Genomic DNA, 22,353 nt, shown 5'->3' with positions numbered 1-22,353 from the left:
GGCCAGGACGCGCCGCGATCCGACGCACCGTCTAGCCCAAAATCTCCCATTTACACAAAGCTCATTGGACCCCGGCGGCGGGCATGCTAATTGCCATGCAACGCAACCGGGACTTAGGAGGCCCAGATGACACTTCCCGCAAAACGTATTGCTATTACCGGGGCGGCCGGACAGATCTGCTACTCGTTGTTGTTTCGCATCGCGAAGGGCGATGTCTATGGGCCCGATCAGCCGGTTATCCTTCAGCTTCTCGACATCCCGCAGGCCATGGGTGCGCTCAAAGGTGTTCTGATGGAGCTGGAAGATTGTGCCTTCCCGCTGGTCGAAGAAATCATCGCGACGGATGATCCCGTTGAGGCGTTCAAGGACGCTGATGCGCTGTTCCTCGTGGGCTCGCGCCCGCGCTCGAAAGGGATGGAGCGCGCCGATCTGCTCGCCGTCAATGCCGAGATCTTCAAGGTTCAGGGCAAGGCGCTCAACGATGCCGCCAAGCGTGATGCGAAGGTCATCGTGGTGGGTAACCCCGCCAATACCAACGCACTGACGCTGGCCGAGCACGCGCCTGATTTCCCGCGCGAGAATATCACCGCGATGCTGCGCCTCGATCATAACCGCTTCCTGTCGCAAATGGCGGCCAAAGCCGGGATCGCGGTGCGCGATATCGAAAAGGCCGTCGTCTGGGGCAACCACTCGCCCACCATGTTCCCCGACTGGTCCAACACCGTCGCCAACGGCAAGAAAGTTGCCGATATCGTCGATGACGAGACCTGGTATCGCGACACGCTGATCCCGACGGTCGGCAAGCGCGGCGCGGCGATCATCGAAGCCCGCGGTGCGTCCTCCGCGGCGTCTGCGGCCTCCGCCGCGATCGATCACATGCATGACTGGATCAACGGCACCGATGGCAAATGGGTCTCGATGGGGATCCCGACCGATGGCACCGCTTATGGGATCCCTGAGGGTCTGATCTGCGGCATGCCGGTCACCTGCGAGGGCGGCAAGTACAAGCTCGTGGAAGGCATCGAGATTGATGACTATGCGCGCAAGATGATCGACCTCTCGGTTGAAGAACTCAAAGAGGAACGTCAGGCCGCTCTGGGCAAGTAAGCGTTCTCGATCGGAATGAGAGAGGCCCGGCGCCCGAGGGGCGGCCGGGCCTTTTTCATGCGGTGGCGTTTGCCCAGTGGGACGGTAGCCGAGGCGACCGCGCCCCCAATCGGGCTAGAGCAACGCGATTTCTACGGGGGGCGAGCGCGCCTCGATCTCGGTCGCGGCATCGAACAACACATCTTCGCGGAACCGGCCCGCGACCATCTGGATGCCGAGCGGCGCGCCATCGGCTGTGGCCCCGGTGGCCAGCGCCAATGCGGGAAGGCCCGTGACCGGTAGCCCGACCATCGACATCTGCGCGTCCCAGACCCTTCGGAAATCGGCGTCGCTGCCCAGATCGAGATTGTCCGGGAAGGGCAATTCCGACCCCGGAGGCAGCAGGACGAGCGGATAGCGTACCATGAACAGCGCCCATTCGCGGGTGATCTCTGCACGCCGGATGAGCGCGCGCGGGATCGCGTCGGCGCTCAGCGACTGGACGAACTCCGCCTGACCTTCGAGCGCGCGCAGCGCGCCCGGGTCGCCCTCTGCTTTGGCGGCGGCGAGTTTGCCCGGATGATCATGGCCAAGCCAGAGCGTAATCTGCAGCTTCGCGGCCTCTGCGATGGGGGGCAGCGCGTCGATCTCATCGACCACCCAGCCGGCGGCCCGCAGTTTTCCCGCAGCCCCAAGAAGCGCCCGTTCGAGTGCGGGATCACTTTGCGCGCCGTCGGGGCGCAGGCAGAGCGCTGCGCGCCGATCAACGGCGGGGCCCGTCAGTCGCGCTGGAACGGACCAGATATCCAGCGGGTCGGGTTTCGCCATCGCGGCAAAAGCCAGCCGCAGATCCCCGACCGAGCGCGCCAGCGGCCCCGAGGTCGCCATGAGTTGCCCGCCGATATCGCGCTCCGCCCCGCTTGCGTTATGCGCCGCGATCCGACCGAAGCTGGGCCGTAGCCCGTGCACGCCGCAGGCATAGGCCGGATAGCGGATGGAGCCCGCGATATCGGTGCCATGCGCGATTGCACCGATGCCTGCGGCAACCGCCGATCCTGCGCCGCCCGATGAGCCACCGGGCGTCAGATCCTTGCGGCGCGGATTGTAGGTGTGGCCGTGCAATTGGTTATTGGTGAACCAGCGATAGCTGAAGGCCGGGGTGTTGGTGCGCCCAAGGCTGACCGCGCCTGCGCCCAGCAGATTGACGACCACCGGATTGTCGGATCGCGCGATGAGATCCTTTTGCAGCCGCAAGCCGTTTGTCGTGGCATAGCCGCGCTGATCCGCGATGACCTTGATCGTGACCGGCACGCCTGCGAGCGGGCCGGGATCTTCGCCGCGGGCAATCTTGGCATCAATTGCATCCGCGGCGGCGAGGGTCTCTTCGGGGCGGCATTCGACCACCGCGTTGATCTCTGGGTTCACAGCGTCGAGCCGGTCGAGCCCGGCCTGTGCGATCTCGCGCGCGCTGATCTTGCGCGCGCGCACGAGGGCCGCCACTTCGGTCGCGCCCAAAGCCCAGAGGGCCGTATCAGCCGGGTCACTCATCGGGAAATCTCCGTTCTTGAAATACAGGTATCACGGGCCGCGCCAAAGGGGCGGGCCTGCCGGATTGCAGCGCGGGGGCAGTGCTCAGCGCGAGAGCATGCGGTCCATGTGAAAGGATGCGTCGAGCGTCGTCATGAAGGAGGCCGCGCAGGCCATATGCTCGCTCATCAGACGCGCGGCGGTGTCGGCGTCGCGCGCGCGAAACGCAGCAAGCAGATTGCGATGGGCATCGACATTGTGCGCGCCGAAATCCTCGTGCTCGGCCATCGCTTCGGAGCGGTAGCTCACCAGATCGCGCAGCATCGAGTTCAAAAACCGGCACATGAAGATCAGCATCACATTGTCCGAGGCCTCGCACAGAATGTCGTGGAACTCGGTTTCCAAGGTGCGCACCCGCTCGCGGTCCTGCATCTCGTTGGCCGCATCGCAATCCGCAATATTCTGCTCGAGCCGGGACAGAAGCGCGTCGTCGAGCCGCTCGGTCACATTGCGTGCAAGCACGACCTCGAGGGTCTGACGCAGTTCGTAGACCTGCGCGAAGTCGAGCTTTTGGAAATGCAGGTAGCGGCGCAATTGCTGGGTGACGATGTCGATGGAGGCAGCTTGCACCTCCGGCCCGCCATTGGGCCCCGACACCATACGCAACAATCCCTCGACCTCGAGCGCCTTGAGCGCCTCGCGGATCGTGCCTTTCGAGCAGCCGTAATGCTCCATCAGGCTGCGCTCGTTGGGCAACCGATCTCCCGGGTGCAGCCCCTCGCGCGAGATGCGGCGGCGGATATCCTCGGTGATCTGGTCCGAAAGCTTGATCCGCGCCAGCCTGCCGCTTGGGCGTTGAGTGTTTGCCTTGTCCATCCGCTTCCTGTCGAACGTTGCGCCGCCTGCCGATAGCCGTGCCGCACCGTATCCTAATATGTGTCACCCGTCTCAGGCCTTCACCCCAAGATAGCGGTCGATCGTCTCGGAATCACTGGCGAATTCCGTCGCACTGGCCTCATGGACGATCCGGCCCATTTCAAGGATGTAATGGCGATTGGCAAGCGCACGGCAGACAGCGAGGTTCTGCTCGACCAGAAGGATTGGCACGCCCGCATCGCGGATCAGCCCGATCTGCGAGACAATCTCTTCGACGATGATCGGGGCGAGACCCTCGACCGGTTCGTCGAGCATGAGAACTTTCGGCCCCCCCAGCAAGGCCCGCGCGATGGAGAGCATCTGCTGCTCGCCGCCCGACAATTGCCCGCCGCCGTTGCGCCTGCGCTCTTCAAGGCGGGGGAAGATTTTGTAGATATCCGAGATTGCCCAAGGCGAGCCGCGTTTCACAGCGATACGCAGATTTTCCTCGACGCTCAGCAATTGGAAGATGCCGCGATCTTCGGGGACGAGCGAAAGCCCGGCCTTGGCGATCCGGTGGGCGGGCTGGCCCGTGACATCGCGCCCGGCCAGCTCCACACGCCCCGAACGCGGCGTGACCGCGCCCACGGCGGTTTTCAGCGTCGTGCTTTTGCCCGCCCCGTTGCGGCCCAGAAGGGTTACGATCTCGCCTTCGCTCAGCTCGAGCGAGACGCCCTGAAGAATGTGGCTCTTGCCGTAATAGCTGTGCAGATCGGTCAGTCGAAGCGTCGCTGTCATGCGATGTCCCCCGTGATCATGTTGCCCAGATAGGCGGCCTTTACCTCGGGATTGTCGCGCACCTCGGCGGGTGGGCCTTCGACAAGCGTGCGCCCCAGCCGCATGACCGTGATCGTGTCCGAGATGTTCATGACGATGCCCATGTTATGTTCGATGAACAAAACGGTGTGGTCACGGCCCAGATCGCGGATCAGGGTCTTCATCCCCTCAATATCGTCGATCCCCATCCCGGACGTCGGCTCATCGAGCAGGATCACGCGTGGACGTGCGGCGATTGCCATGCCGACTTCCAACCTGCGCTGCTGGCCATGCGACAGCTCTCCAGCCGCCCGGGTCGCGACATGGCCAAGCGAGAGCCGCTCGATCACCGCATCGGCCATGTCGAGGACGCTCTTGCTGGCCTCCGCGCGGCGCCACGGGATGAGCGCCTGCCACGGCGTGCGGCCTTGGGCGGCCAGCCGCAGGTTCTCGCGCAGGCTCAGTTCGGGAAAGAGGCTCGTGACCTGAAACGAGCGCGCGATGCCAAGCCGCACCCGGTCGTCGTCAGAGGCGCGCGTGACATCGCGGCCTTCCAGTTCGATCCGTCCGCTGCTGGCGGCAACCGTGCCGGTGAGCGCGTGGAACATCGTCGTCTTGCCCGCGCCATTCGGCCCGATGATCGAATGCACAGAGTTGCACCGGACACTGAGATTGACATCGCTCAGCGCGTCGAACGTGCCGTAGCGCACGCCCAGCCCGTGGGTTTGCAGGGCAATATCAGACATCGCCAGCCTCCTTCTGCGGTCCTTTGCGGCGCTCGGCAAAGGCGTCCCAGCCGCGCTCGACGAGCCCCCACAGCCCGCGCTGGAAAAATAGCGCGACGGTGACCAGCACGAGGCCCAGAAGCAGCAACCAACGCGGCCAGATCACCGAGAGCGTGTCAGAGAGCAGCAGGTAGAACCCCGCCCCCATGACCGAGCCGAAGAGGCTGGTGGAGCCGCCGATGATCGTCATCACGAGGATCATCTCGCTGGTGTGGTAGTTGATGCTTTCAAGCGGGGCGATGCCGATCAAGAGCGCATGCAGCGCGCCGCCCAAGGCGGTGATTGCACCCGAGATCGCGAAGGCCTCGATCTTGAACAGTCGCACCGGAAAGCCGATGGCGGCAGCGCGCCCCTCGTTCTCGCGGATCGCCAGAAGCGTGCGCCCGAAGGTCGAGCGCGTAACCACCAACAGGACCGCGAAGATCACAAGAAAGAAGATCGCCACAAAGCTGTAATAGCCCCATGGCCCATCCAGCACATGCCCCATGATCTGCGGACGCGGCACGCCCAACAGCCCGTTATCGCCCCCGGTGATGTCGCTGAACGTATAGGCGAGGAAGTAGAACATCTGCGCGAAGGCCAGCGTCAGCATCACGAAATAGACGCCCTGCCGCCGGATCGAGAACCAGCCCACCGCGGTCGCAACAAGCCCGCCCAGCACCACCGCGACCAGCAGAACAAGCGGGATCGGCACGGCCCAGCGGGTGGTCAGAACCCCCGCGACATAGGTGCCAAGCCCAAAGAAGATGCCCTGCCCGAAGGATAAAAGCCCGGTATAGCCCAGCAGCAGATTGCAGGCGGCCACGACCATCGCGTAGATCAGGATCTCGGTTGCAAGGATGCCGGAGTTGAGAACGAAGGGCAGGAGCAAAACGGTCGCCAAGGCGAGGCAGATCTGTACTTTTGCTGTGTCGAGGATATGCATCGCTCAGACCCTCCCCAACAGACCGCGCGGGCGGATCGCGATCACCGCTGCCATCGCGATATAGATGAAAAGCTGAGCGCCCTGCGGCCAGATCGTCGTCATCAGGCTTTGGATGATCCCGATCATCAGACCCGCCGCGAGCGCGCCGGTATAACTGCCCATGCCGCCGATCACGACGACGACGAAGGCCACCGAAAGTGCCTCGGCCCCCATGAAGGGCTCCACGCCACGGATCGGGGCGGCAAGCGCACCCGCAAGCCCGGCCAAGCCCGCGCCGAAGGCAAAGACGGCGGTGTTGATGCGCATCGTGTTATAGCCCAGAAGCGCCATGTTCGACGCGGATTCAGAGCCCGCCCGGACGATCGCCCCGACCCGTGTGCCTTCAAGCAGCCACCACAGCCCCCCGGCCAGCACAGCGGTCACCGCGATGGTGAAGAGCCGATATTGCGGGTAGACGAAATTGCCCAGCATAACCACGCCGCCCAGCCCGTCGGGCGTGGGGACAGAGCCGCCGATGGGCCCCCAGATGATGATCGCGAGTTCCTGAAACACCAGTGCTATGCCGACCGTCACGAGGATGTGGAATGTGTGGGGCAGCTTGTAGATCCGGTGCAGAAGCAGCGCCTCGATGGCGCCTGCCACGATCGCCACGATCAGCGTCGCCACCGGAAGCGCGATCCAGAAGCTCACGCCCCGCTCGACCAGATCATAGGTCAGATAGGCGCCCAGCAGATAGAAAGCTCCGTGGGCGAAGTTCACGAATTGCAGCAGGCCGAAAATGATGCTCAGGCCAGCCGCGAGCAGGAAATACAGCATCCCCAGTCCGATGCCGTTGAGGATCTGGAACAGGTAGATCACGGGCGCATGCTCCCAGTAGGGGGGATTGGTGATCCGCCGGCCTTGGGGACACTCCGGCGGATCGGCTACGGTGTGCGTGCCGGTTAGGACGGCATGGTGCAACCCGCAGCTTGGGGGTCGAGGAACGACTGGCCGGAATGGATGATCTCGGCGTAATCATCCTTGTCCTTCATGTCCGCCTTCGATTTTCCTTTGAGCAGGTAGTAGTCCTTGAGCACTTGGTGATCGGCGGCGCGCACCTCTTCAGGTCCGGTCAGGCCGTCATATTTCTTGCCCGCGAGTGCTTTGGCGACAGCCGGACCATCGGTGCTGCCCGCCTCGACTGCGGCTTCAAGCAGCAGCTTCGAGATGATGTAGGAGCCCGCGAGCGAGTAGTTCGGGTTGTAGCCGTATTTCTCTTGCACGGCCTTTACGAGCGCCTTGTTGGCGGGCGCATCGGCCTCATGCCAATATTGCGCACCGAAATAGACGCCCTCGCAGGTATCCGCGCCCAGCTCTTCGAACTGCTCGAGCCCCGAGGCCCAGGCGATGACGATCGTCATACGCTGTTTCATCCCGAAGGAGATCGCCTGACGCAGCGTGGCCGATGATTGCGAGCCGAAATTGAGCAGCAGCAGCACGTCGGGTTGCGCGGCCATTGCGTTGGTGAGGTAGCCCGAGAATTCGCGCTCGCTCAGCGAATGGTAGCTGTTGCCGACATGATCGATGCCCTTTTCCTTGAACACGTCCTTGGCCGCGCTCAGAAGCCCTTCGCCAAAGACATATTGCGGGGTGATCGTGTACCATTTCTTGGCGTCGGGCAGCATGTCGATCAGCGGGCGCACGGTCTCGTTGATCGCACCATAGGTGGGCACCGACCAGCGGAAGGTCGCGCTGTTGCAGTCCTTGCCTGTGATCTCATCGGCACCGGCTGTGGTCATGAAGACGCCGCCTGCGCGCTCGGCCTCCTTGCCCATCGCAAGCGAGACGGAGGACAGGATACCCCCTGCGAAGAGGCGTGCGCCATCCTGCTCGGCTGCGTCCTGAACCTTGCGCACGGCGGTGGCGGGCTTGCCCTCGGTGTCGAGATCGAGCGTGTTGATCTTGATGCCCTTGGCAGCCGCGATTTCGTCGGCCGCCAGCTGCGCACCGATCACGGCATATTTGCCGTTGGCGGCAAAGGCCCCTGAAATCGGCACCGGCACGGCCAAGGTGATGGCCTTGTCCTGAGCCAGAACTTGTCCTGACAGCCCGGGCATTGCGAGGGCTCCAGAGGCGAGCGCGGAGGTCGCCAGAAACTTGCGTCTTGTGATCATGGTATTTCCCTGTCGCGTTTTTTGTATCCGTCATGTTGATCATATCTATACGTATAGATTCAATCACAAACGCGTGATGGTGGTGGGTCGGTATCCATTGCGGTATTTTTCATCGCCGCCGACGGCCATGCGCACGCAAACAAATCGGCTTGCAAAACCGGCGGCTGGCTGGCGCGTGTCTGAGATGTGCCGGGGGCGCCAGTGCGCCTCTCTGCCAGCCTTCAGTTTGGCAGACGGTGCCTCTTTTTCATCCCGCGCGGCTCCTCACGAAGTTTTTCCCTTCGCCGGATCAGGCATCGAGGGGATCCCATACGGCATGCTGCACCTGCGTAATCGTGTCAAAGTGTTGCTGTATTGGATTTGATACAGATTTTCGGGCGCAACCTCGTGTGTGCGATCCGTGCGATGGTTCCAAGGCAGAGGAACCCCACGGTACAGATCGCGTTGCTCCGAAACAAAGCTGACCCTCCTGCCGCACAGGCGGCTGCTCCTTTGGGGGACGCGTCTGTCACCCCTTTCCGAAAAGGATCCCGCCGATGACCACTCTTGCCAGACTTCTTGTCGATACCCTCGCCTCTGCCGGGGTGGAGCGCATTTGGGGTGTGACGGGCGACAGTCTGAACGCCATCGACGGCGCGCTGCGCGAGAACGGCAAAATCGAGTTCATGCATGTGCGCAATGAAGAGGCGGGCGCGTTCGCCTGCGGTGCAGAGGCGGCGGTGACGGGGGAGCTTTCGGTCTGTGCAGGCAGCTGCGGGCCGGGCAACCTGCACCTGATCAACGGGCTCTACGATTGCTACCGGAACCGCGTGCCGGTGCTGGCCATCGCCTCGCATATCCCCTCGACCGAGATCGGGCTGGGCTATTTCCAGGAAACCCACCCGACCAAGCTCTTCGAAGAATGCAGCGAATTTTGCGAACTGGTCACCTCGCCCAAGCAGATGCCCGGCGTGTTGCACCGCGCGCTGCGCACGGCCATCGGGCGCAATACCGTCTCGGTCATCGTGATCCCCGGCGACGTGTCCTTGATGAAGTTCGATGGGGCTACCCCGGTCTTTGTGCCGCCCAGACCGGTGCGCCGTGTTCCGGGCGAGGGCGATGTGACGGCGGCAGCCGAGCTTCTGAACGGATCGCAGAATGTCACGATTCTGGCCGGCGCCGGCACGGCGGGAGCGCATGACGAGGTCGTGGCGCTGGCCAACGCGCTCAAGGCGCCCATCGTCCATGCGTTCCGCGGCAAGGAATATATGGAATGGGACAACCCCTTTGACGTTGGCATGACGGGGCTGATCGGCTTTTCGTCGGGGTATCACGCGCTGAAGGATTGCGACACGCTGCTGATGCTGGGCTCCGACTTTCCCTATCGGAACTTTTACCCCGAGGGTGCCAAGGTCATTCAGGTCGACCGAGACCCCGGCGCGCTTGGCAAACGGGTGGCCCTGACGATGGGGATCGAGGCCGATGTGGTCGAGTTTGCCCGGATGCTCACGCCGCAGATCAATGGCGGACGGCCGCGCGATTTCCTCGACAAGGCGCTCAAGCACTATGCCAACGCGCGCCGCGATCTGGACGCTCTGGCGACTCCCACCAAGCCGGGCAAACCCCTGCATCCGCAATATGTCTATTCCGTCGTCAACGAGGTGGCAGCCGAGGATGCGGTCTTTACCGTCGATGTCGGCACGCCTGCGATCTGGACTGCGCGCTATCTCCATACCAATGGCAAGCGCCGGATCGTTGGCTCGTTCAACCACGGCTCCATGGCCAACGCGTTGCCCCAGGCGCTCGGCGCACAGGCCGCGTTCCCTGATCGGCAGGTCGTGTCGATGTCGGGCGATGGTGGTTTGGCGATGCTGTTTGGCGAGTTGATGACCGCCGTGCAGCTCAACCTTCCGGTCAAAATCGTGGTGCTGAACAACGGCACGCTCGGCTTTGTCGAACTGGAGCAAAAAGCGGGCGGATACCTGCCCGAAAACGTCGCGTTGAAGAACCCCAACTTCGCCGATGTCGCACGTTCGTTGGGTTTGATGGGGGTGCGCGTCGAGGATGCCGGAGAGTTGAAGGGCGCATTGACTGAGGCTTTCGCCCATGACGGTCCGGCCCTGATCGATGTGGTCTCGAACCGGCAAGAACTGGCAATGCCGCCAGCAATCAAAGCGAAAGAAGCCGTTGGCTTCAGCCTTTACGGGATGCGGGCCATCCTGAACAGCCGTGGTGACGAAATCATGGAATTGGCCAAGAGTAACCTGTTCAGATAGCTACCGCGCCCTTCGTTCAAGCCCTTGTTTATTTTAGTATCGAGAGCCGGTGACTATACGACAAGCACTGTAGAATCGCCGGCCTCACTTGGGAGGAGGAGCAGAATGGGGATGTCCTGGCCACCCGCAGGGAGGTTCCTGCGGGCGATGCTGCGCTAATGCAAAGCTAAAACAGGAAAGAACCGCATGGCAAAATCAAGCCCTTCACCCGCCCACTCAGGCACAGCCGCGACCAATTATCGATGGATCGTCATCGCACTTCTCTTCGCGATTGTCGTGATCAACTATGTTGACCGCGCGGCGATCTCCTATGCGATCGACCCGATTTCGAAAGAGCTGACCCTTTCGGACGCACAAAAAGGTTTGATCCTCGGTGCCTTCGGGATCGGCTACATGTTCACCACTTTCATCGGTGGCGTTCTAACTGACCGCTTCGGTCCGCGTATCATTCTGACCGTTGCGGTCATCCTCTGGGCGGTGTCGAGCGCTCTGACCGCCGTCGCCTCCAGCTTCTTCCTGTTGATAGCCCTGCGCGCGTTGCTGGGCCTGTCGGAGGGGCCGATGTTCCCGGGCCTGACCGGCGTCGTGGCCCACTGGCTGTCGCCGAAGGAACGCGCCAAGGCGCTTGGCCTTTCGCTGGCTGCCGTGCCCTTCGCGCTGGCCATCGGCGGCCCCGTGGTCAGCGGCATCCTGTCCTTCACCGACTGGCGCACGCTCTACTGGATCCTCGGCGCTGCGAGCTTCGTTTGGTTTCCGCTGTGGTACTTTATGTTCCGCAACAAGCCTGAGGACTCGCCCCATGTAAACGAGGCCGAGCTGGCGCATATCCAGCATCGGGACACCGATAGCATCAACAAGGGGCGCGGTGAGGGCGATGTCGCGCCTGCCCAATCGGACAATGCGACAGAGACGACCTGGAAGCGGCTGTTCACGAACCGCACGCTTCTGGCCAATTACTGGGCGTTTTTCGTCTTCGGTTATTTCCTGTTCTTCTTCATGACCTGGTTGCCCGGGTATCTCGAACAGAAATTCTCGATCTCGGTCGGCAGCGTGGGCTGGTTCTCGTTCCTGCCCTGGGGATTTGCCGCCCTCGTCCTGCTGCTTCTGGGCAATCTATCCGACCGTCTGCTGGAGAAGACCCATAGCTTCCGGATCTCGCGCAGCTGGCAGATCATCATCACGCAGCTTATCGCCGCCGTCGTGATCCTGCCGGTGGCCTTCACCTCGACGCTTTGGGTGGCCTTGCTTCTGATCAGCGTGGCGGTCGCGGCCTCGATGGGGGCGAACGCGGTCTATTATGCCGTCAATGTCGACATCGCGCCGGACCGCTCGGCCACCGCGCTGGGGATCATGGATTTCTTCTTCGCCGTGTCTGGCTTTGCAGCCCCCGCGATCACCGGCTGGGTCGTGGGCAACAGCGGCAGCTTCGAGCGGGCCTTCTTCATCCTCGCGGGGCTTGCGGCCTCTTCAGTGGTGGTGACGTTCCTGTTCCACCGCCCCGACCGCGATGCCATCGACCATCCTTTCCCGGAGGGTCGCTGACAGCGCAGACGCGCCGGAGGGGCCGTATGCGGCCCCTCTCCCATCAAAGCGAAGTGTCTAGTGATGAGCGCCAAACCCACCAGCCGCACCCACCCCTCGCTGACCGTTCTCAACGATCCGATACTCGACAAAGGCACAGCCTATTCCGAGGAAGAGCGCGAGGCATTGGGGATCACCGGCCTGCTGCCTGCCCATGTGGACACGCTCGACACCCAGATTTCACGGGTCATGTCGCATCTTGATGCCAAGCAGACCGATCTGGAACGCTACATTTATCTGATGAGCCTGTGCGATCGGAACGAGCCCCTGTTCTTCGCGGTTCTGATGCATGACCCCGTGCGGTTCATCCCCATCGGCAAGCTGCATCTCTACACCGCCTGCGCGGGCGTGCCGCCAAATGCGCTGCTGCCGATCCATATGGATATCGGCACCACCAACCGCGATCTGCGCGATGATCCGCTCTATCCCGGCCTGCATGAGGACGTCGCCAGCAGCGATGAGATTGACGCGCTGATGGATGAGTTCATGCGAGCCGCGAACGAGGTCTTCCCCGGCGTCTGTATCCATTTCGAGGATTGGAAAGGCACCGACGCGCTGCGACTCTTCGATCGCTACAAGAACGATTACCTGATCTATAACGACGACATTCAGGGCACGGCGGGCGTGACGATCCAAAGCCAGATCTACAAGCCCGTCTATCACGACGAAGCGGGTTGAGGGCTGAGCAGGCAAGACCCAAGCAGCTGAAGCTGCCCGTCGGCACCGACGCCACGGGCAGCGGATCAGCGTTTGAGCCGATGGACACAGACCGGCATCCCCGCCGAGTGCGCCTAAAGTGCGTCTGCGCGCGTTGGAGGGACAAACGAAGAGGCAAGAAACAACCTCGAACAGAGCACGTCTGGGACGTGAAGGTTCTAAAGGCAGTCTCAAATTTCAAAGAGAGGGAAAAGCTGGCTAACGCAGAAGCCTGAAACGTGTGGAGGCGAGTACCGGAATCGAACCGGTGTACACGGATTTGCAATCCGCTGCGTCACCACTCCGCCAACTCGCCATCCGTGGTGTGCGCGATCAGATACGGTATCGCATTGAGGCATGCAAGGGGGATGTTCAGCCAAGATCGAAATTGTGCGCCCCAAGCGCGCGGCATGTGCGCGGTTGCTTTGCGCGGGGCTTCTTGCTCTGCTTGGGGTTCTGTGGCACTACCTCTTTATAGGGTTCACACCGAAGAGTTCACGACATGCAAGATTTCGCGACGCGCCGTACGATGATGGTCGACACGCAGGTCCGTCCCAATGATGTGACCAAGTTCCCCATCATCGAAGCCATGCTCCATGTGCCGCGTGAGGAATTTGTGCCTGAGGGACGCCGCGAGGCGGCCTATATCGGCGAGAATGTCGAGATCGCGGCAGGCCGCGTTATTCTGGAGCCGCGCAATTTCGCGAAAATGCTCGATGCGCTTGATGTCGTGCCCGATGATCTGGTGCTCGATATCGGCTGCGGGCTGGGCTATTCCTCGGCAGTGATTGCGCGTCTGGCCGAAGCGGTCGTCGCTCTTGAGGTCGAGGACATGGCCGGGCAGGCGGAAACCTTGCTGGCCGAGATGGATGTCGACAACGCAGCCGTTGTGGCAGGCCCATTGGCCGAAGGGGCCGCGAAACACGGACCTTATGATGCGATCATGATCGAGGGCGCTGTCGAGACGGTTCCGTCTGCGGTGCTCGATCAGCTCAAAGAGGGCGGGCGGATCGCCGCGATCTTCATGGAAGGCGCCCTTGGCGTCGCCCGGATCGGCTACAAGATCAATGGCCAGATCAGCTGGCGAGATATTTTCAACGGCACGGCGCCGGTCCTGCCAGGTTTCGTACTGGAGCGCGGCTTCGTGCTCTGACAGGCACAGCTTCCTGTCTTATGAGCAGGATCAATTGAAAAAACGCAGATAAGCGGTAAACTCCGCGGCAAAGAAGCCGGCGAGAACGGTGCTGGCGCGCATAAAGATCGAGGGCAAAAGGCATGTTTCGCAATAGGTTTAAGACCGTAATCCTGTCGGGTATCGGGGCGGCGATGTTGATGGCGGCACCGGTGGCGGCCAGCGCAGAGACGCTCGCAGATGCGTTGATCTCCGCATATCGTAACTCCAATCTTCTTGAGCAGAACCGCGCGACCTTGCGCGCCGCTGACGAAGATGTGGCGCAGGCCGTGGCCGCGTTGCGCCCGGTCCTGCAATGGTCCGCCAATTACACGGTTTCGCACACGAACAGCCTCAATTCGACGGGCGTGTCCTTCACCTCGCGCGCGGCGACGACCACGCTGGGCGCGACGATGACGCTTCTGGGCTTTGGTCGCGAGCGGATCGCGGTCGAGATGAAGAAAGAATCCGTGCTGGCAACCCGCGAGGCGCTGCGCTCGGTCGAGCAAGCAGTGCTGCTGAGCGCCATTCAGGCCTATTCGGACGTGAAAAGCGCCTCCGAGCAGGTGGCGATCAACCAGAACTCCGTGCGCGTCCTCAATGAGGAACTCAAAGCCTCGAACGATCGCTTTGAAGTGGGCGAAGTGACCAAGACGGACGTGGCGCTGGCTCAGGCGCAATTGGCCTCGGCGCGTGCGTCGCTGGCCTCGGCGCAGGGCAGCCTGCGCACGGCACGCGAATCGTTCAAGGCGGCGACCGGGCATTACCCGAGCAAGCTGGCCGCGTTCCCGCGCCAGCCGACCCTGCCGAAATCTCTGGATGCGGCCCGCGCGATTGCGCTGCGCAGCCATCCGTCGATCAAGCAGCTTCAGCACACCGTCGCGGTTCTCGATCTGGGCATTTCGCTCGCCCGCGCGCAGCGTATGCCCGAAGTGACCGGCACGCTGGGCTATGATCTGGATGAGGGCGGGGACCATGGCGCGACCGCCATGATCGGTATGAGCCAGACGCTCTATGCCGGTGGCGGGCTCGTGGCAGGGCAGCGTCAGGCGATTGCCAATGCCGAAGCCGCCAAAGCTCAGCTCAGCCAAGCTGGCGTGACGGTCTCGCAAAATGTCAGCAATGCTTGGGCGGCCATCGATATCGCCCGCGCGCAGATCTCGGCCTTTGACGAGCAGATCAAGGCAGCACGGACGGCGTATCAAGGCGTGCGCGAAGAGGCGCTTTTGGGCGCGCGGACCACGCTGGATGTGCTGTCGTCAGAGCAGGATTTGCTGGACGCACAGGCCGGGCGGATCAACGCGTCGGCGACGCTGCAGGTCTCCTACTATCAGCTGCTCTCGGCGATGGGTCTGCTGACGGTGAACAACCTCAAACTGGGTATCCCGACCTATGATCCGGCGGCCTATTACAACGCCGTGCGCAACGCGCCGATCACGCTAAGCCCGCAAGGCAAGAAGCTTGACCGCGTTCTCAAGGCGATGGGCAAGAACTGATCTGAGAGGCTTTGCGGTCGCCCTGTGCGGCCGCAAACTTTACCGGGATCGCCGGGTGGGATGAGTGGCCTTCGTCTAGTTTTACGCGTTTGATGCTGGACAGGCGGGGTCTCGAGCCGCAAGATAGTTGTGATATGACAAAAGCAGATAGCCAACGCGACATCGAAAATGTGTTGTCCTCGATCCGGCGACTGGTTTCGCAGGACGTGCGCGGCGACGTGTCCGGGCCCAACAGCGCCCGTGATCCCGGTCTTTTGGTGCTCACCCCCGCACATCTGGTGAATGAGACGGAGCAGCCCTCAGCGGCGGTGGATATCACGCCTGCTGCCTCTGACACGCGCCCGAGCAAGATTGCTCCCCCGCAGGACTGGGAGCCGGATTTCGACGACAGCGCCGTTGATCACTGGCCTCAAGACGGCGCAGGGCTGGAGGCGAGCTTTCAGGTCGGTGACGAATTGAGCCGTCTGGAAGACACGATCGCCCGGCTTGAAGCCGAGGTCACGCAAAGCGAGGCCGATTTCGAATCCGAGACAGGTGATCGGTTTTCGCCCGATGGTGTCTCGCCCTTGGCTGAACTGCCCGAAGAGTTCGATCCGAGCTCGCTGTCTGCATCTGTGGCAGAGGCCGCCAGCGATCGTGAGGCGGCGCCCGAGGACGAATTGATCGACCCGGATCTGCTGCGCGCCGATTGGGAGCAGACGGCGCGGCCCGATCCCGATTGGCCCGGGCTGGACGCGGTTGAAGCTGCGCCCTCCGAGCCGCGTCGGCTGCATCTGAGCGATGCGGAAGAATGGCATCAGGCACCGCCCAAGCGCCCGTCGAGCTACGAGAGGACGCGCGAGGAGATCGCACTGGAGGTCAGTTTCCCCGAGGCGGACAATTTCACGGTCGTGGATTTCGAGGCGCGCCAAGACGCCGCGCTCGATTTCGCCTTGCCAATCGACGAAGACGCGCTGCAAGCGCTTGTCCGCGATTTGATCCGTCAGGAATTGCAGGGCGAGCTTGGCGCGCGCATCACGCGCAATCTGCGCAAGCTCGTGCGGCGCGAGGTGCAGCGCGCATTGTTGAGCCGCGATCTCGAATAGGTCGCGGCGAAAGACCCGCAGAGAGATATGAAAACGGCGCGCCTCTGAACCTGAGGCGCGCCGTTTTCAATTATAAGACCCTTAGCAGATCAGGCAGCTTCCGCTTCATCCGCAACGGCGGCCATACGGCGTTCGCTTTCCTCGCGCGACAGCGCAACAGAGGTCCGAACCCCTTTTCCGACAAATTCCATAAGGCCGTTCACAACCCGTTCGTTGGGGTCGATCCCGGCACAGGACAGAACTTCCCGCCCATCGCGCGAGCGGGCCCAGCGAGCGATCTGCTCGGGGCCGTTTCCATATTTCTTGTCATCGGCAATCGCATCGTCCAGAGCAGCCAACACCACGGCCGCGAACAGCTTGCGAGCGCGTTGACCCTGCTCATAATTGAAGGCCGAGCCATCAACAAAATCGCGCATGTTTCCGTCCTTTGTTATTGCTCTTGCGTTTCTTGGCGTAGAGGCCATCTATTGCCGAACGACACCGATTCGATACGGTCCATGGCTCATGGCAGTTATGCGCCTATCGCATAGCACGCCCTACAAAGATTGCATAACTCTTTCGGGCACGTTGATATCAAGCTCTGATCTAGGAAGCGGGGCTGCGGTTTCAAGCGATGGCCGGGACGCAGATAGCCGTCTTTCAGCCCATCAGCGCCTTTGTTTTATGTATAAAAAGCAAAATGTTACAGATTTTTGACAGCGGAAATTTCCGTCTAAAAAACTTTTCCGCATGGGGCTTTATCTGCCCGCGCGCGGGGCGTTTCGGGCAAAACACGACTCTCTGGAAAGCGAGGCTCGGGTCTTGACGTTTCCGAAAACTTCCCTCGCGGCAAGGTCATAAAAGCGTGATCTGGGCCGATCCGGCGCGCATATCGCCGCCTGCACGGTCGAGGCGCAGATAGGCAATCGCGCGATTGCCTGCGCGCGTGAAGATCTGGCCCAGCTTGCGGTCGTCTTGGGTGATCTCGGTGCCCGGGCTTGCCGCGCCTTCGATCTGCACTGTGACGAAGCCTTTGCGCAGCTCGGTCTTGTGCTTCATGCGGGCGGTCACTTCCTGACCGACATAGCAGCCTTTGCGGAAATCGACGCCCTGGAGGCGCTCAAATCCGGCTTCAAGGATAAACGTGTCGGGGGTCAGCTCGATCCCGGTCTGAGGGATGCAATGCGCCACGCGGATCGCGTCCCAATCGCTGCCATCATCGCCCGAACGCGCGCCATAAAGTCGCCAGCCCATTTCCGGGTGACGCGGATCGGCCAGCGCGCCGTCTGGCGCGGGCCCCGTTCCGCAATAGACCTGCTGCTCGGACGGCGTGATCGTGACATCCGAGCGCAGCTTGTACATCGACAGGCGCTTGATCGTGGCCTCCGCGATCTCGGCGTCGATATCGAGCAAGATCGCATCCCCCTGCGCGACGAGGAAGAAATCGGCGAGATACTTGCCCTGTGGTGTGAGCAGGGCGGCATAAACCGGGCCGTCTTTCAGCTTTTTGAGGTCATTGGTGACCAGCCCTTGCAGAAAATGCTCTCGCTCGGGGCCGGTGATCTCGTAGAGGCGACGCTGGGACATGAAGCACTCCTTTCAAGCGGGATGTAGGTCTGATTGCTCTCGCCGACAGCCCTGTATGGGCGCAGTCTTTGCTTAGCGTCCGATCCGGGCGGGTGCAATCGCGCGCCGCGCGGAGGGGGCTGTGCCCGGGTTGCGATTGACGCCCCTCGCATGCGCGATTACCGATAACCGCCTACGTCTTCTGGAGATCCCAATGAGCCTGTCCCAAGGTCGCGCCTATCTCGCCATTCCCGGCCCCTCGACGATGCCCGACCGGGTGCTCGCCGCCATGCATCGCCCTGCGCCGAATATCTATGAAGGCGATATCGAGCTGCTAGCGGCGCGGGTGACGGATGGGCTGCGGCGCGTGGCATGCAGCACAAGCCATGTGGCGATCTATATCTCCAACGGGCATGGGGCTTGGGAGGCGGCGCTGACCAATATCTTCTCGCCCGGAGACAAGGCGCTGGGATTGGTCACCGGGCGGTTCGGCAATCTTTGGGCCCGCAATGCAGGCATGATGGGGATTGACGTGCAGCGGCTCGATTTCGGCATCAAGTCGCCGGTCGATCCCGCGCAGGTCGAGCAGGCCTTGCGCGAAGATACCGGCCATAAGATCAAGGCGGTCCTGTTGACCCATGTCGATACCGCGACCTCGGTGTGCAACGATATCCCCGCCGTGCGCGCCGCCATCGATGCGGCAGGTCACCCGGCGCTTCTGATGGTGGATTCGATTGCGGCGCTTGGTTGTGACGTGTTCCGCATGGATGACTGGGGCGTCGATGTGATGGTCGGTGCGAGCCAGAAGGGGCTGATGGTGCCGCCGGGGCTGGGCTTCGTGTGGTTCTCCGAGAAGGCCAATCAGGTGAGCAAATCCGCAGGGCTGAAGACGCCCTATTGGGACTGGCAACCGCGCGCCTTCCCGGAAATGGTTTATCAGTATTTCGGAGGCACTTCGCCGACGCACCATCTCTTCGGGCTCGATGAATCGCTCAAGATGATCCTCGACGAGGAAGGGCTGGAGCATATCTGGGCCCGTCACGCGACGCTGGCGCGCACCGTTTGGGCGGCGTTCGATGCCTGGGGGCAGGCGGGCGATATCAAGCTCAACCTCGCCAATCCCGCCCATCGCGCGCATTCCGTCACGGCCGCACGGATCGGGGGTGGCGGGGCGCAGCGCCTGCGCAGCTGGCTTGAGACCGAGGCCGGTGTGACGCTTGGCATTGGCCTTGGTATGGCCGAGCCCGGCACGCCCGAGGCCAATGACTTCCTGCGCGTGGCTCATATGGGGCATGTGAACGCGCATATGACGCTTGGCGCGCTGGCGACGATGGAGGCGGGTATGCAGGCTTTGGGAATTCCCCATGGCAGCGGCGCGCTTGACGCCGCCGCCGCCGAGATCGCGAAGGGCTGAGGCAGAGTCACGGCGCGGGGCCGCTCAGGCCTCGCCGTGGCGCTCCAGCCACTCCATCAGCCAGCCAGCATCTTCCTCATCCTCGGGCCGGATCTGTGAAACCTCGCGTGCCGATGAGGAAATCCGGGGTTCGCGACTGACATTCGTGGAACCGGCATAGGCTCCGAATGCCAGCGCAAAGGCCAGCGGGCTCAGCATCGCAATGCGGGAATTTCGTTTGGTTCGGCTCATGGTCAGGGCTCCTGTTCTCGCTGAGCGAACATGGGGCCGAGGTCTTGGTGTCGCAATTCACCTTGATGCGATATAGATTCGAAATGGACCTAGATGGGCGTGAAGCCGCCGCGTCACGCTGACGCATGGCGGTTTCTTGCGAAAATGAGCCCCGGAAAGATCTATTTCATGCGCGACGTCCGGGCCGCCTCAAGCGCGTGCGGCAGCGCTTCGGCAAATCGGTCGAGTTCGGGCTCGGGGCCGACCGAGACCCGGATGCAGCGATTCTCGGGTGCCACGAAGGGCATGCGCACGAAGACGCCCGCATCGCCAAGGGCGGTTAGGACGGCGCGGGCGAAATCCCCATCGCCGCCGCAATCGATGGCGACGAAATTCGTGGCTGAGGGCAGGGTGCTCAAGCCGTTTTGCGCAGCGATATCCGCAATGCGCTGGCGCGCGCCGGCCACCAGCAGGCGCATATAGGCCTGCCATGTCGTGTCCTGCAAAGCGGCCAGGGCACCCGCCTGACTGATCCGGCACATCCCGAAATGGTTGCGGATCTTGTCGAAGGCCGCGATCAACTCGGGGGCTGCAATCGCATAGCCCACCCGCGCCCCGGCCATGCCATGCGCCTTCGAGAAGGTTCGCATCCGGATCACGCGCGGATCATCGGCGGCGATCCGGGCCGCGGTGTCTTCGGGGGCAAATTCGACATAGGCCTCATCGAGCAGCAAGAGCGTGCCATCGGGCACTTTCTTGATCATCGCCTCGATGGCCTCGCGCCCGTGCCACGTGCCCATCGGGTTGTCAGGATTGGCGAGATATATCAGCTTGGCGCCGGTCTCGATGGCCTTGGCGATCAGCGCGTCGAGATCCTCGTGATCATCGCTGTAGGGGACCTTGTGCAGCACCCCGCCGAACCCAGCGACATGGTAGTTGAAGGTCGGATAGGCCCCGTCAGAGGTGACAACCGCATCGCCGGGCTCGATCAGCAGGCGGCACAGATAGCCCAGTAGCCCGTCGATCCCTTCGCCCACCAGCACATTGGGCACATTCACATCGTGATGCGCCGCAAGCGCGGCGCGCAGCTCGAAGCTGGTCGAGTCGCCGTATTTCCAGACATCGCCTGCTGCCGCCGCCATGGCCGCGATGGCGCGTGGGCTTGGGCCAAAGCCGTTTTCATTCGCCCCGAGCCTTGCAGTGAACGGGCGTCCTGCCGCGCGCTCCTGCGCTTCCGGGCCCACGAAGGGGACGGTGGAGGGAAGGGCGTCGATCAATCGGGTATAGCGGGGATGTGTCATGCCTCAAGGCGTAAGGGCAAAGCCGATCTGCAGCAAGCGAAAGTCGGGAACCACGGAATATGTCGCGGACTTTGCTCAGTATAGATAGAGTAAGACAACCCGACCGGAGAGCCAGCCGATGAGCGCCAGCGACACCAACCTTGCGACTTCCCTGTTTGAGCGCCTCACGGGCAGCACGCGCGGCGACACTCGGGAGCTCGGCCCAGATGCTGCGCGCCACGAGCCGGGCAATTTCCTGCGCCATGTCGCCTCGCTGTCGATGACCAAGCTTGCCGATGGGCTGATCGATCCGAAGCTTGTGCTGAGCTGGCTGATGCAGGCGGTGGGCGCGCCGGTTTCGCTGGTGAGCTGGCTGGTGCCGCTGCGCGAGGCAGGCTCGCTCTTGCCGCAACTGTTCATCGCGCCGCGCGTGCGCCGGATGGCGCAGCGCAAATGGGCCTGGGCGCTGGGAAGCCTTGTGCAGGGGATAGCTGCGGCGGCGATCGTGCTGGTTGCGGTGCTGATGCAGGGCATGGGCGCGGGGCTGGCCATTCTGGCCGCATTGGCGGTGCTGGCCGTGGCACGGTCCCTTTCCTCGGTGAGCTACAAGGATGTGCTGGGCAAGACGGTGGACCGGACGCGGCGTGGCACGACCACCGGGATTGCCACCAGCGTCTCCTCGGCGGGCGTCATCATCTTCGCGATCATCCTGCTGACGGGATTATTTGCGCGCATGGGGCTGGTGATCGGAGCGATCTCTTTGGCGGCGTTGCTATGGGTGGCCGCCGCTGCGGTGTTCTCGACCTTGGTGGAAGAGGATCAGCCGGGCGATGGCGGCGATGCGGTTGGGCTCGGCGAGATGAAGCTGCTTTGGCAGGACCGCGATCTGGGCAAGTTCGTGATCGCGCGGAGCTTGCTTTTGCCCACCGCTCTGGCCCCGCCCTATATCGTGCTGCTGGCCGCGCAAGCCGGTGACAACCGGTTTGGTGAGCTGGGCGCGCTGGTGCTGGCCTCGGCGCTGGCCTCGCTTCTGAGCGCCTATATCTGGGGGCGGTTGGCGGATCGGTCGTCGCGCAAGGTTCTGATCTTTACCGGCCTTGTAGCGGCAGCGTTTCTGGCGCTGGCCGTGGTTCTGGATCTGACCGGGGTGATGGGGTCTGTCTGGGCCGCACCGCTGTCGCTGTTCGGGCTGATGATCGGCTATCAGGGCGTGCGGCTGGGGCGTTCGACCTATCTTGTCGATATGGCGCCTGCCGATAACCGCGCAGCCTACACGGCGGTGTCGAACACGACGGTTGGTTTGCTGCTGCTGGTGTTCGGGGCGTTCAGCTCGGCGGTCGCGCTGGCGGGGCCGGAGGCGGTGCTCAGCGCCTATGCGGTGATTTGTATCCTCGCCTCGGGTGTGGCCTTCACGATGAAAGAGGCCAGCTCGGGCTCGGAGTAAGGGCGATCCGCGCCGCGCCCGTTGGATCG

Annotated in this window: 20 protein-coding genes and 1 tRNA gene; 9 read left to right on the top strand and 12 right to left on the bottom strand. The window is 62.6% G+C overall.

Annotation, left to right across the window (positions count from 1 at the left end; genetic code table 11):
- The first annotated feature begins 126 nt into the window (after nt 1–126).
- Entirely contained in the window at nt 127–1,107 is a 981-nt protein-coding gene (locus DL1_RS11930) for a malate dehydrogenase (RefSeq protein ID WP_038066410.1), read from the top strand.
- Nucleotides 1,108–1,221: 114 nt separating this feature from the next.
- On the opposite strand, the gene DL1_RS11925 is transcribed toward DL1_RS11930, so the two are convergent.
- The 7 genes from DL1_RS11925 to DL1_RS11895 all read right to left on the bottom strand — a co-directional run bounded on the left by DL1_RS11925 (nt 1,222) and on the right by DL1_RS11895 (nt 8,147).
- A complete protein-coding gene (locus tag DL1_RS11925) occupies nt 1,222–2,634 on the bottom strand; it encodes an amidase family protein (protein WP_038066408.1) in 1,413 nt (470 codons plus the stop codon).
- An 84-nt stretch (nt 2,635–2,718) separates the two neighbouring features.
- Complete coding sequence (locus DL1_RS11920; RefSeq protein ID WP_038066407.1) at nt 2,719–3,489, bottom strand: FadR/GntR family transcriptional regulator; 771 nt, start codon at nt 3,487–3,489, stop codon at nt 2,719–2,721.
- Nucleotides 3,490–3,561: 72 nt separating this feature from the next.
- Nucleotides 3,562–4,266 (bottom strand): ABC transporter ATP-binding protein, encoded by a 705-nt coding sequence (locus DL1_RS11915; RefSeq protein WP_038066405.1) that lies wholly within the window; start codon nt 4,264–4,266, stop codon nt 3,562–3,564.
- Nucleotides 4,263–5,030 carry an ABC transporter ATP-binding protein gene (locus DL1_RS11910; RefSeq protein WP_038066404.1) on the bottom strand — a complete coding sequence of 256 codons (768 nt, stop codon included), beginning with the start codon at nt 5,028–5,030 and terminating at the stop codon, nt 4,263–4,265. Before DL1_RS11910 ends, DL1_RS11915 begins: the two co-directional genes overlap by 4 nt.
- Nucleotides 5,023–5,994, bottom strand: a complete 972-nt coding sequence (locus DL1_RS11905) for a branched-chain amino acid ABC transporter permease (protein WP_038066401.1) — start codon at nt 5,992–5,994, stop codon at nt 5,023–5,025. The genes DL1_RS11910 and DL1_RS11905 overlap by 8 nt, the downstream gene beginning before the upstream one ends.
- Before the next feature lie 3 nt (nt 5,995–5,997).
- On the bottom strand, nt 5,998–6,852 hold the full coding sequence (locus tag DL1_RS11900) for a branched-chain amino acid ABC transporter permease (RefSeq protein ID WP_038066399.1): 855 nt from the start codon (nt 6,850–6,852) through the stop codon (nt 5,998–6,000).
- A gap of 83 nt (nt 6,853–6,935) precedes the next feature.
- Entirely contained in the window at nt 6,936–8,147 is a 1,212-nt protein-coding gene (locus DL1_RS11895; protein WP_143081743.1) for an ABC transporter substrate-binding protein, read from the bottom strand.
- Between the two features lie 536 nt (nt 8,148–8,683).
- Here DL1_RS11895 and poxB point away from each other — a divergent pair.
- From poxB to DL1_RS11880, 3 genes are all read left to right on the top strand, one after another.
- Nucleotides 8,684–10,402 (top strand): ubiquinone-dependent pyruvate dehydrogenase, encoded by a 1,719-nt coding sequence (gene poxB, locus DL1_RS11890; RefSeq protein ID WP_038066397.1) that lies wholly within the window; start codon nt 8,684–8,686, stop codon nt 10,400–10,402.
- Nucleotides 10,403–10,588: 186 nt separating this feature from the next.
- Nucleotides 10,589–11,944: an MFS transporter gene (locus DL1_RS11885; RefSeq protein WP_051693512.1), complete on the top strand. Its 1,356-nt coding sequence runs from the start codon at nt 10,589–10,591 to the stop codon at nt 11,942–11,944.
- 63 nt (nt 11,945–12,007) lie between these two features.
- Nucleotides 12,008–12,661 (top strand): NAD-dependent malic enzyme, encoded by a 654-nt coding sequence (locus tag DL1_RS11880; RefSeq protein ID WP_051693511.1) that lies wholly within the window; start codon nt 12,008–12,010, stop codon nt 12,659–12,661.
- Nucleotides 12,662–12,921: 260 nt separating this feature from the next.
- Here DL1_RS11880 and DL1_RS11875 read toward each other — a convergent pair.
- Nucleotides 12,922–12,995, bottom strand: a tRNA-Cys gene (locus DL1_RS11875).
- A 186-nt stretch (nt 12,996–13,181) separates the two neighbouring features.
- Between DL1_RS11875 and DL1_RS11870 the strand changes: the two genes are divergently transcribed.
- The 3 genes from DL1_RS11870 to DL1_RS11860 all read left to right on the top strand — a co-directional run bounded on the left by DL1_RS11870 (nt 13,182) and on the right by DL1_RS11860 (nt 16,431).
- The gene (locus DL1_RS11870) at nt 13,182–13,832 is read left to right on the top strand and encodes a protein-L-isoaspartate O-methyltransferase family protein (RefSeq protein ID WP_038066394.1); all 651 of its coding nucleotides are present in this window, start codon (nt 13,182–13,184) and stop codon (nt 13,830–13,832) included.
- A 122-nt stretch (nt 13,833–13,954) separates the two neighbouring features.
- Complete coding sequence (locus DL1_RS11865) at nt 13,955–15,346, top strand: TolC family outer membrane protein (protein ID WP_051693510.1); 1,392 nt, start codon at nt 13,955–13,957, stop codon at nt 15,344–15,346.
- A 134-nt stretch (nt 15,347–15,480) separates the two neighbouring features.
- Complete coding sequence (locus DL1_RS11860) at nt 15,481–16,431, top strand: hypothetical protein (RefSeq protein WP_038066392.1); 951 nt, start codon at nt 15,481–15,483, stop codon at nt 16,429–16,431.
- An 89-nt stretch (nt 16,432–16,520) separates the two neighbouring features.
- Here DL1_RS11860 and DL1_RS11855 read toward each other — a convergent pair whose 3' ends face one another.
- Nucleotides 16,521–16,847: a DUF6280 family protein gene (locus DL1_RS11855; RefSeq protein WP_038066390.1), complete on the bottom strand. Its 327-nt coding sequence runs from the start codon at nt 16,845–16,847 to the stop codon at nt 16,521–16,523.
- Nucleotides 16,848–17,265: 418 nt separating this feature from the next.
- Nucleotides 17,266–17,997, bottom strand: a complete 732-nt coding sequence (gene ygfZ / locus DL1_RS11850; protein WP_038066388.1) for a CAF17-like 4Fe-4S cluster assembly/insertion protein YgfZ — start codon at nt 17,995–17,997, stop codon at nt 17,266–17,268.
- Nucleotides 17,998–18,190: 193 nt separating this feature from the next.
- Between ygfZ and DL1_RS11845 the strand changes: the two genes are divergently transcribed.
- Nucleotides 18,191–19,390 (top strand): pyridoxal-phosphate-dependent aminotransferase family protein, encoded by a 1,200-nt coding sequence (locus DL1_RS11845; protein WP_038066385.1) that lies wholly within the window; start codon nt 18,191–18,193, stop codon nt 19,388–19,390.
- 24 nt (nt 19,391–19,414) lie between these two features.
- Here the strand turns inward: DL1_RS11845 and DL1_RS11840 are convergent, their stop codons facing one another.
- Both DL1_RS11840 and DL1_RS11835 read right to left on the bottom strand, forming a co-directional pair.
- Nucleotides 19,415–19,621 carry a hypothetical protein gene (locus DL1_RS11840; protein ID WP_038066383.1) on the bottom strand — a complete coding sequence of 69 codons (207 nt, stop codon included), beginning with the start codon at nt 19,619–19,621 and terminating at the stop codon, nt 19,415–19,417.
- 161 nt (nt 19,622–19,782) lie between these two features.
- Nucleotides 19,783–20,901 carry a pyridoxal phosphate-dependent aminotransferase gene (locus tag DL1_RS11835; protein ID WP_038066380.1) on the bottom strand — a complete coding sequence of 373 codons (1,119 nt, stop codon included), beginning with the start codon at nt 20,899–20,901 and terminating at the stop codon, nt 19,783–19,785.
- A 118-nt stretch (nt 20,902–21,019) separates the two neighbouring features.
- Between DL1_RS11835 and DL1_RS11830 the strand changes: the two genes are divergently transcribed.
- A complete protein-coding gene (locus DL1_RS11830; protein ID WP_038066376.1) occupies nt 21,020–22,324 on the top strand; it encodes an MFS transporter permease in 1,305 nt (434 codons plus the stop codon).
- The last annotated feature ends 29 nt before the right edge of the window (nt 22,325–22,353 follow it).

Source organism: Thioclava dalianensis (assembly GCF_000715505.1).
Lineage (GTDB): Bacteria > Pseudomonadota > Alphaproteobacteria > Rhodobacterales > Rhodobacteraceae > Thioclava > Thioclava dalianensis.
Note: the sequence above shows the minus strand (reverse complement) of the source record. Positions and strands in the feature narration are given on the sequence as shown.

What these genes read in the sequence shown, in the direction of transcription:
- DL1_RS11930 (WP_038066410.1), top strand. Translation starts at nt 127, where the DNA reads ATGACACTTCCCGCAAAACGTATTGCTATTACCGGGGCGGCCGGACAG.
- DL1_RS11925 (WP_038066408.1), bottom strand. Translation starts at nt 2,634, where the DNA reads ATGAGTGACCCGGCTGATACGGCCCTCTGGGCTTTGGGCGCGACCGAA.
- DL1_RS11920 (WP_038066407.1), bottom strand. Translation starts at nt 3,489, where the DNA reads ATGGACAAGGCAAACACTCAACGCCCAAGCGGCAGGCTGGCGCGGATC.
- DL1_RS11915 (WP_038066405.1), bottom strand. Translation starts at nt 4,266, where the DNA reads ATGACAGCGACGCTTCGACTGACCGATCTGCACAGCTATTACGGCAAG.
- DL1_RS11910 (WP_038066404.1), bottom strand. Translation starts at nt 5,030, where the DNA reads ATGTCTGATATTGCCCTGCAAACCCACGGGCTGGGCGTGCGCTACGGC.
- DL1_RS11905 (WP_038066401.1), bottom strand. Translation starts at nt 5,994, where the DNA reads ATGCATATCCTCGACACAGCAAAAGTACAGATCTGCCTCGCCTTGGCG.
- DL1_RS11895 (WP_143081743.1), bottom strand. Translation starts at nt 8,147, where the DNA reads ATGATCACAAGACGCAAGTTTCTGGCGACCTCCGCGCTCGCCTCTGGA.
- poxB (WP_038066397.1), top strand. Translation starts at nt 8,684, where the DNA reads ATGACCACTCTTGCCAGACTTCTTGTCGATACCCTCGCCTCTGCCGGG.
- DL1_RS11885 (WP_051693512.1), top strand. Translation starts at nt 10,589, where the DNA reads ATGGCAAAATCAAGCCCTTCACCCGCCCACTCAGGCACAGCCGCGACC.
- DL1_RS11880 (WP_051693511.1), top strand. Translation starts at nt 12,008, where the DNA reads ATGAGCGCCAAACCCACCAGCCGCACCCACCCCTCGCTGACCGTTCTC.
- DL1_RS11870 (WP_038066394.1), top strand. Translation starts at nt 13,182, where the DNA reads ATGCAAGATTTCGCGACGCGCCGTACGATGATGGTCGACACGCAGGTC.
- DL1_RS11865 (WP_051693510.1), top strand. Translation starts at nt 13,955, where the DNA reads ATGTTTCGCAATAGGTTTAAGACCGTAATCCTGTCGGGTATCGGGGCG.
- DL1_RS11860 (WP_038066392.1), top strand. Translation starts at nt 15,481, where the DNA reads ATGACAAAAGCAGATAGCCAACGCGACATCGAAAATGTGTTGTCCTCG.
- DL1_RS11855 (WP_038066390.1), bottom strand. Translation starts at nt 16,847, where the DNA reads ATGCGCGATTTTGTTGATGGCTCGGCCTTCAATTATGAGCAGGGTCAA.
- ygfZ (WP_038066388.1), bottom strand. Translation starts at nt 17,997, where the DNA reads ATGTCCCAGCGTCGCCTCTACGAGATCACCGGCCCCGAGCGAGAGCAT.
- DL1_RS11845 (WP_038066385.1), top strand. Translation starts at nt 18,191, where the DNA reads ATGAGCCTGTCCCAAGGTCGCGCCTATCTCGCCATTCCCGGCCCCTCG.
- DL1_RS11840 (WP_038066383.1), bottom strand. Translation starts at nt 19,621, where the DNA reads ATGAGCCGAACCAAACGAAATTCCCGCATTGCGATGCTGAGCCCGCTG.
- DL1_RS11835 (WP_038066380.1), bottom strand. Translation starts at nt 20,901, where the DNA reads ATGACACATCCCCGCTATACCCGATTGATCGACGCCCTTCCCTCCACC.
- DL1_RS11830 (WP_038066376.1), top strand. Translation starts at nt 21,020, where the DNA reads ATGAGCGCCAGCGACACCAACCTTGCGACTTCCCTGTTTGAGCGCCTC.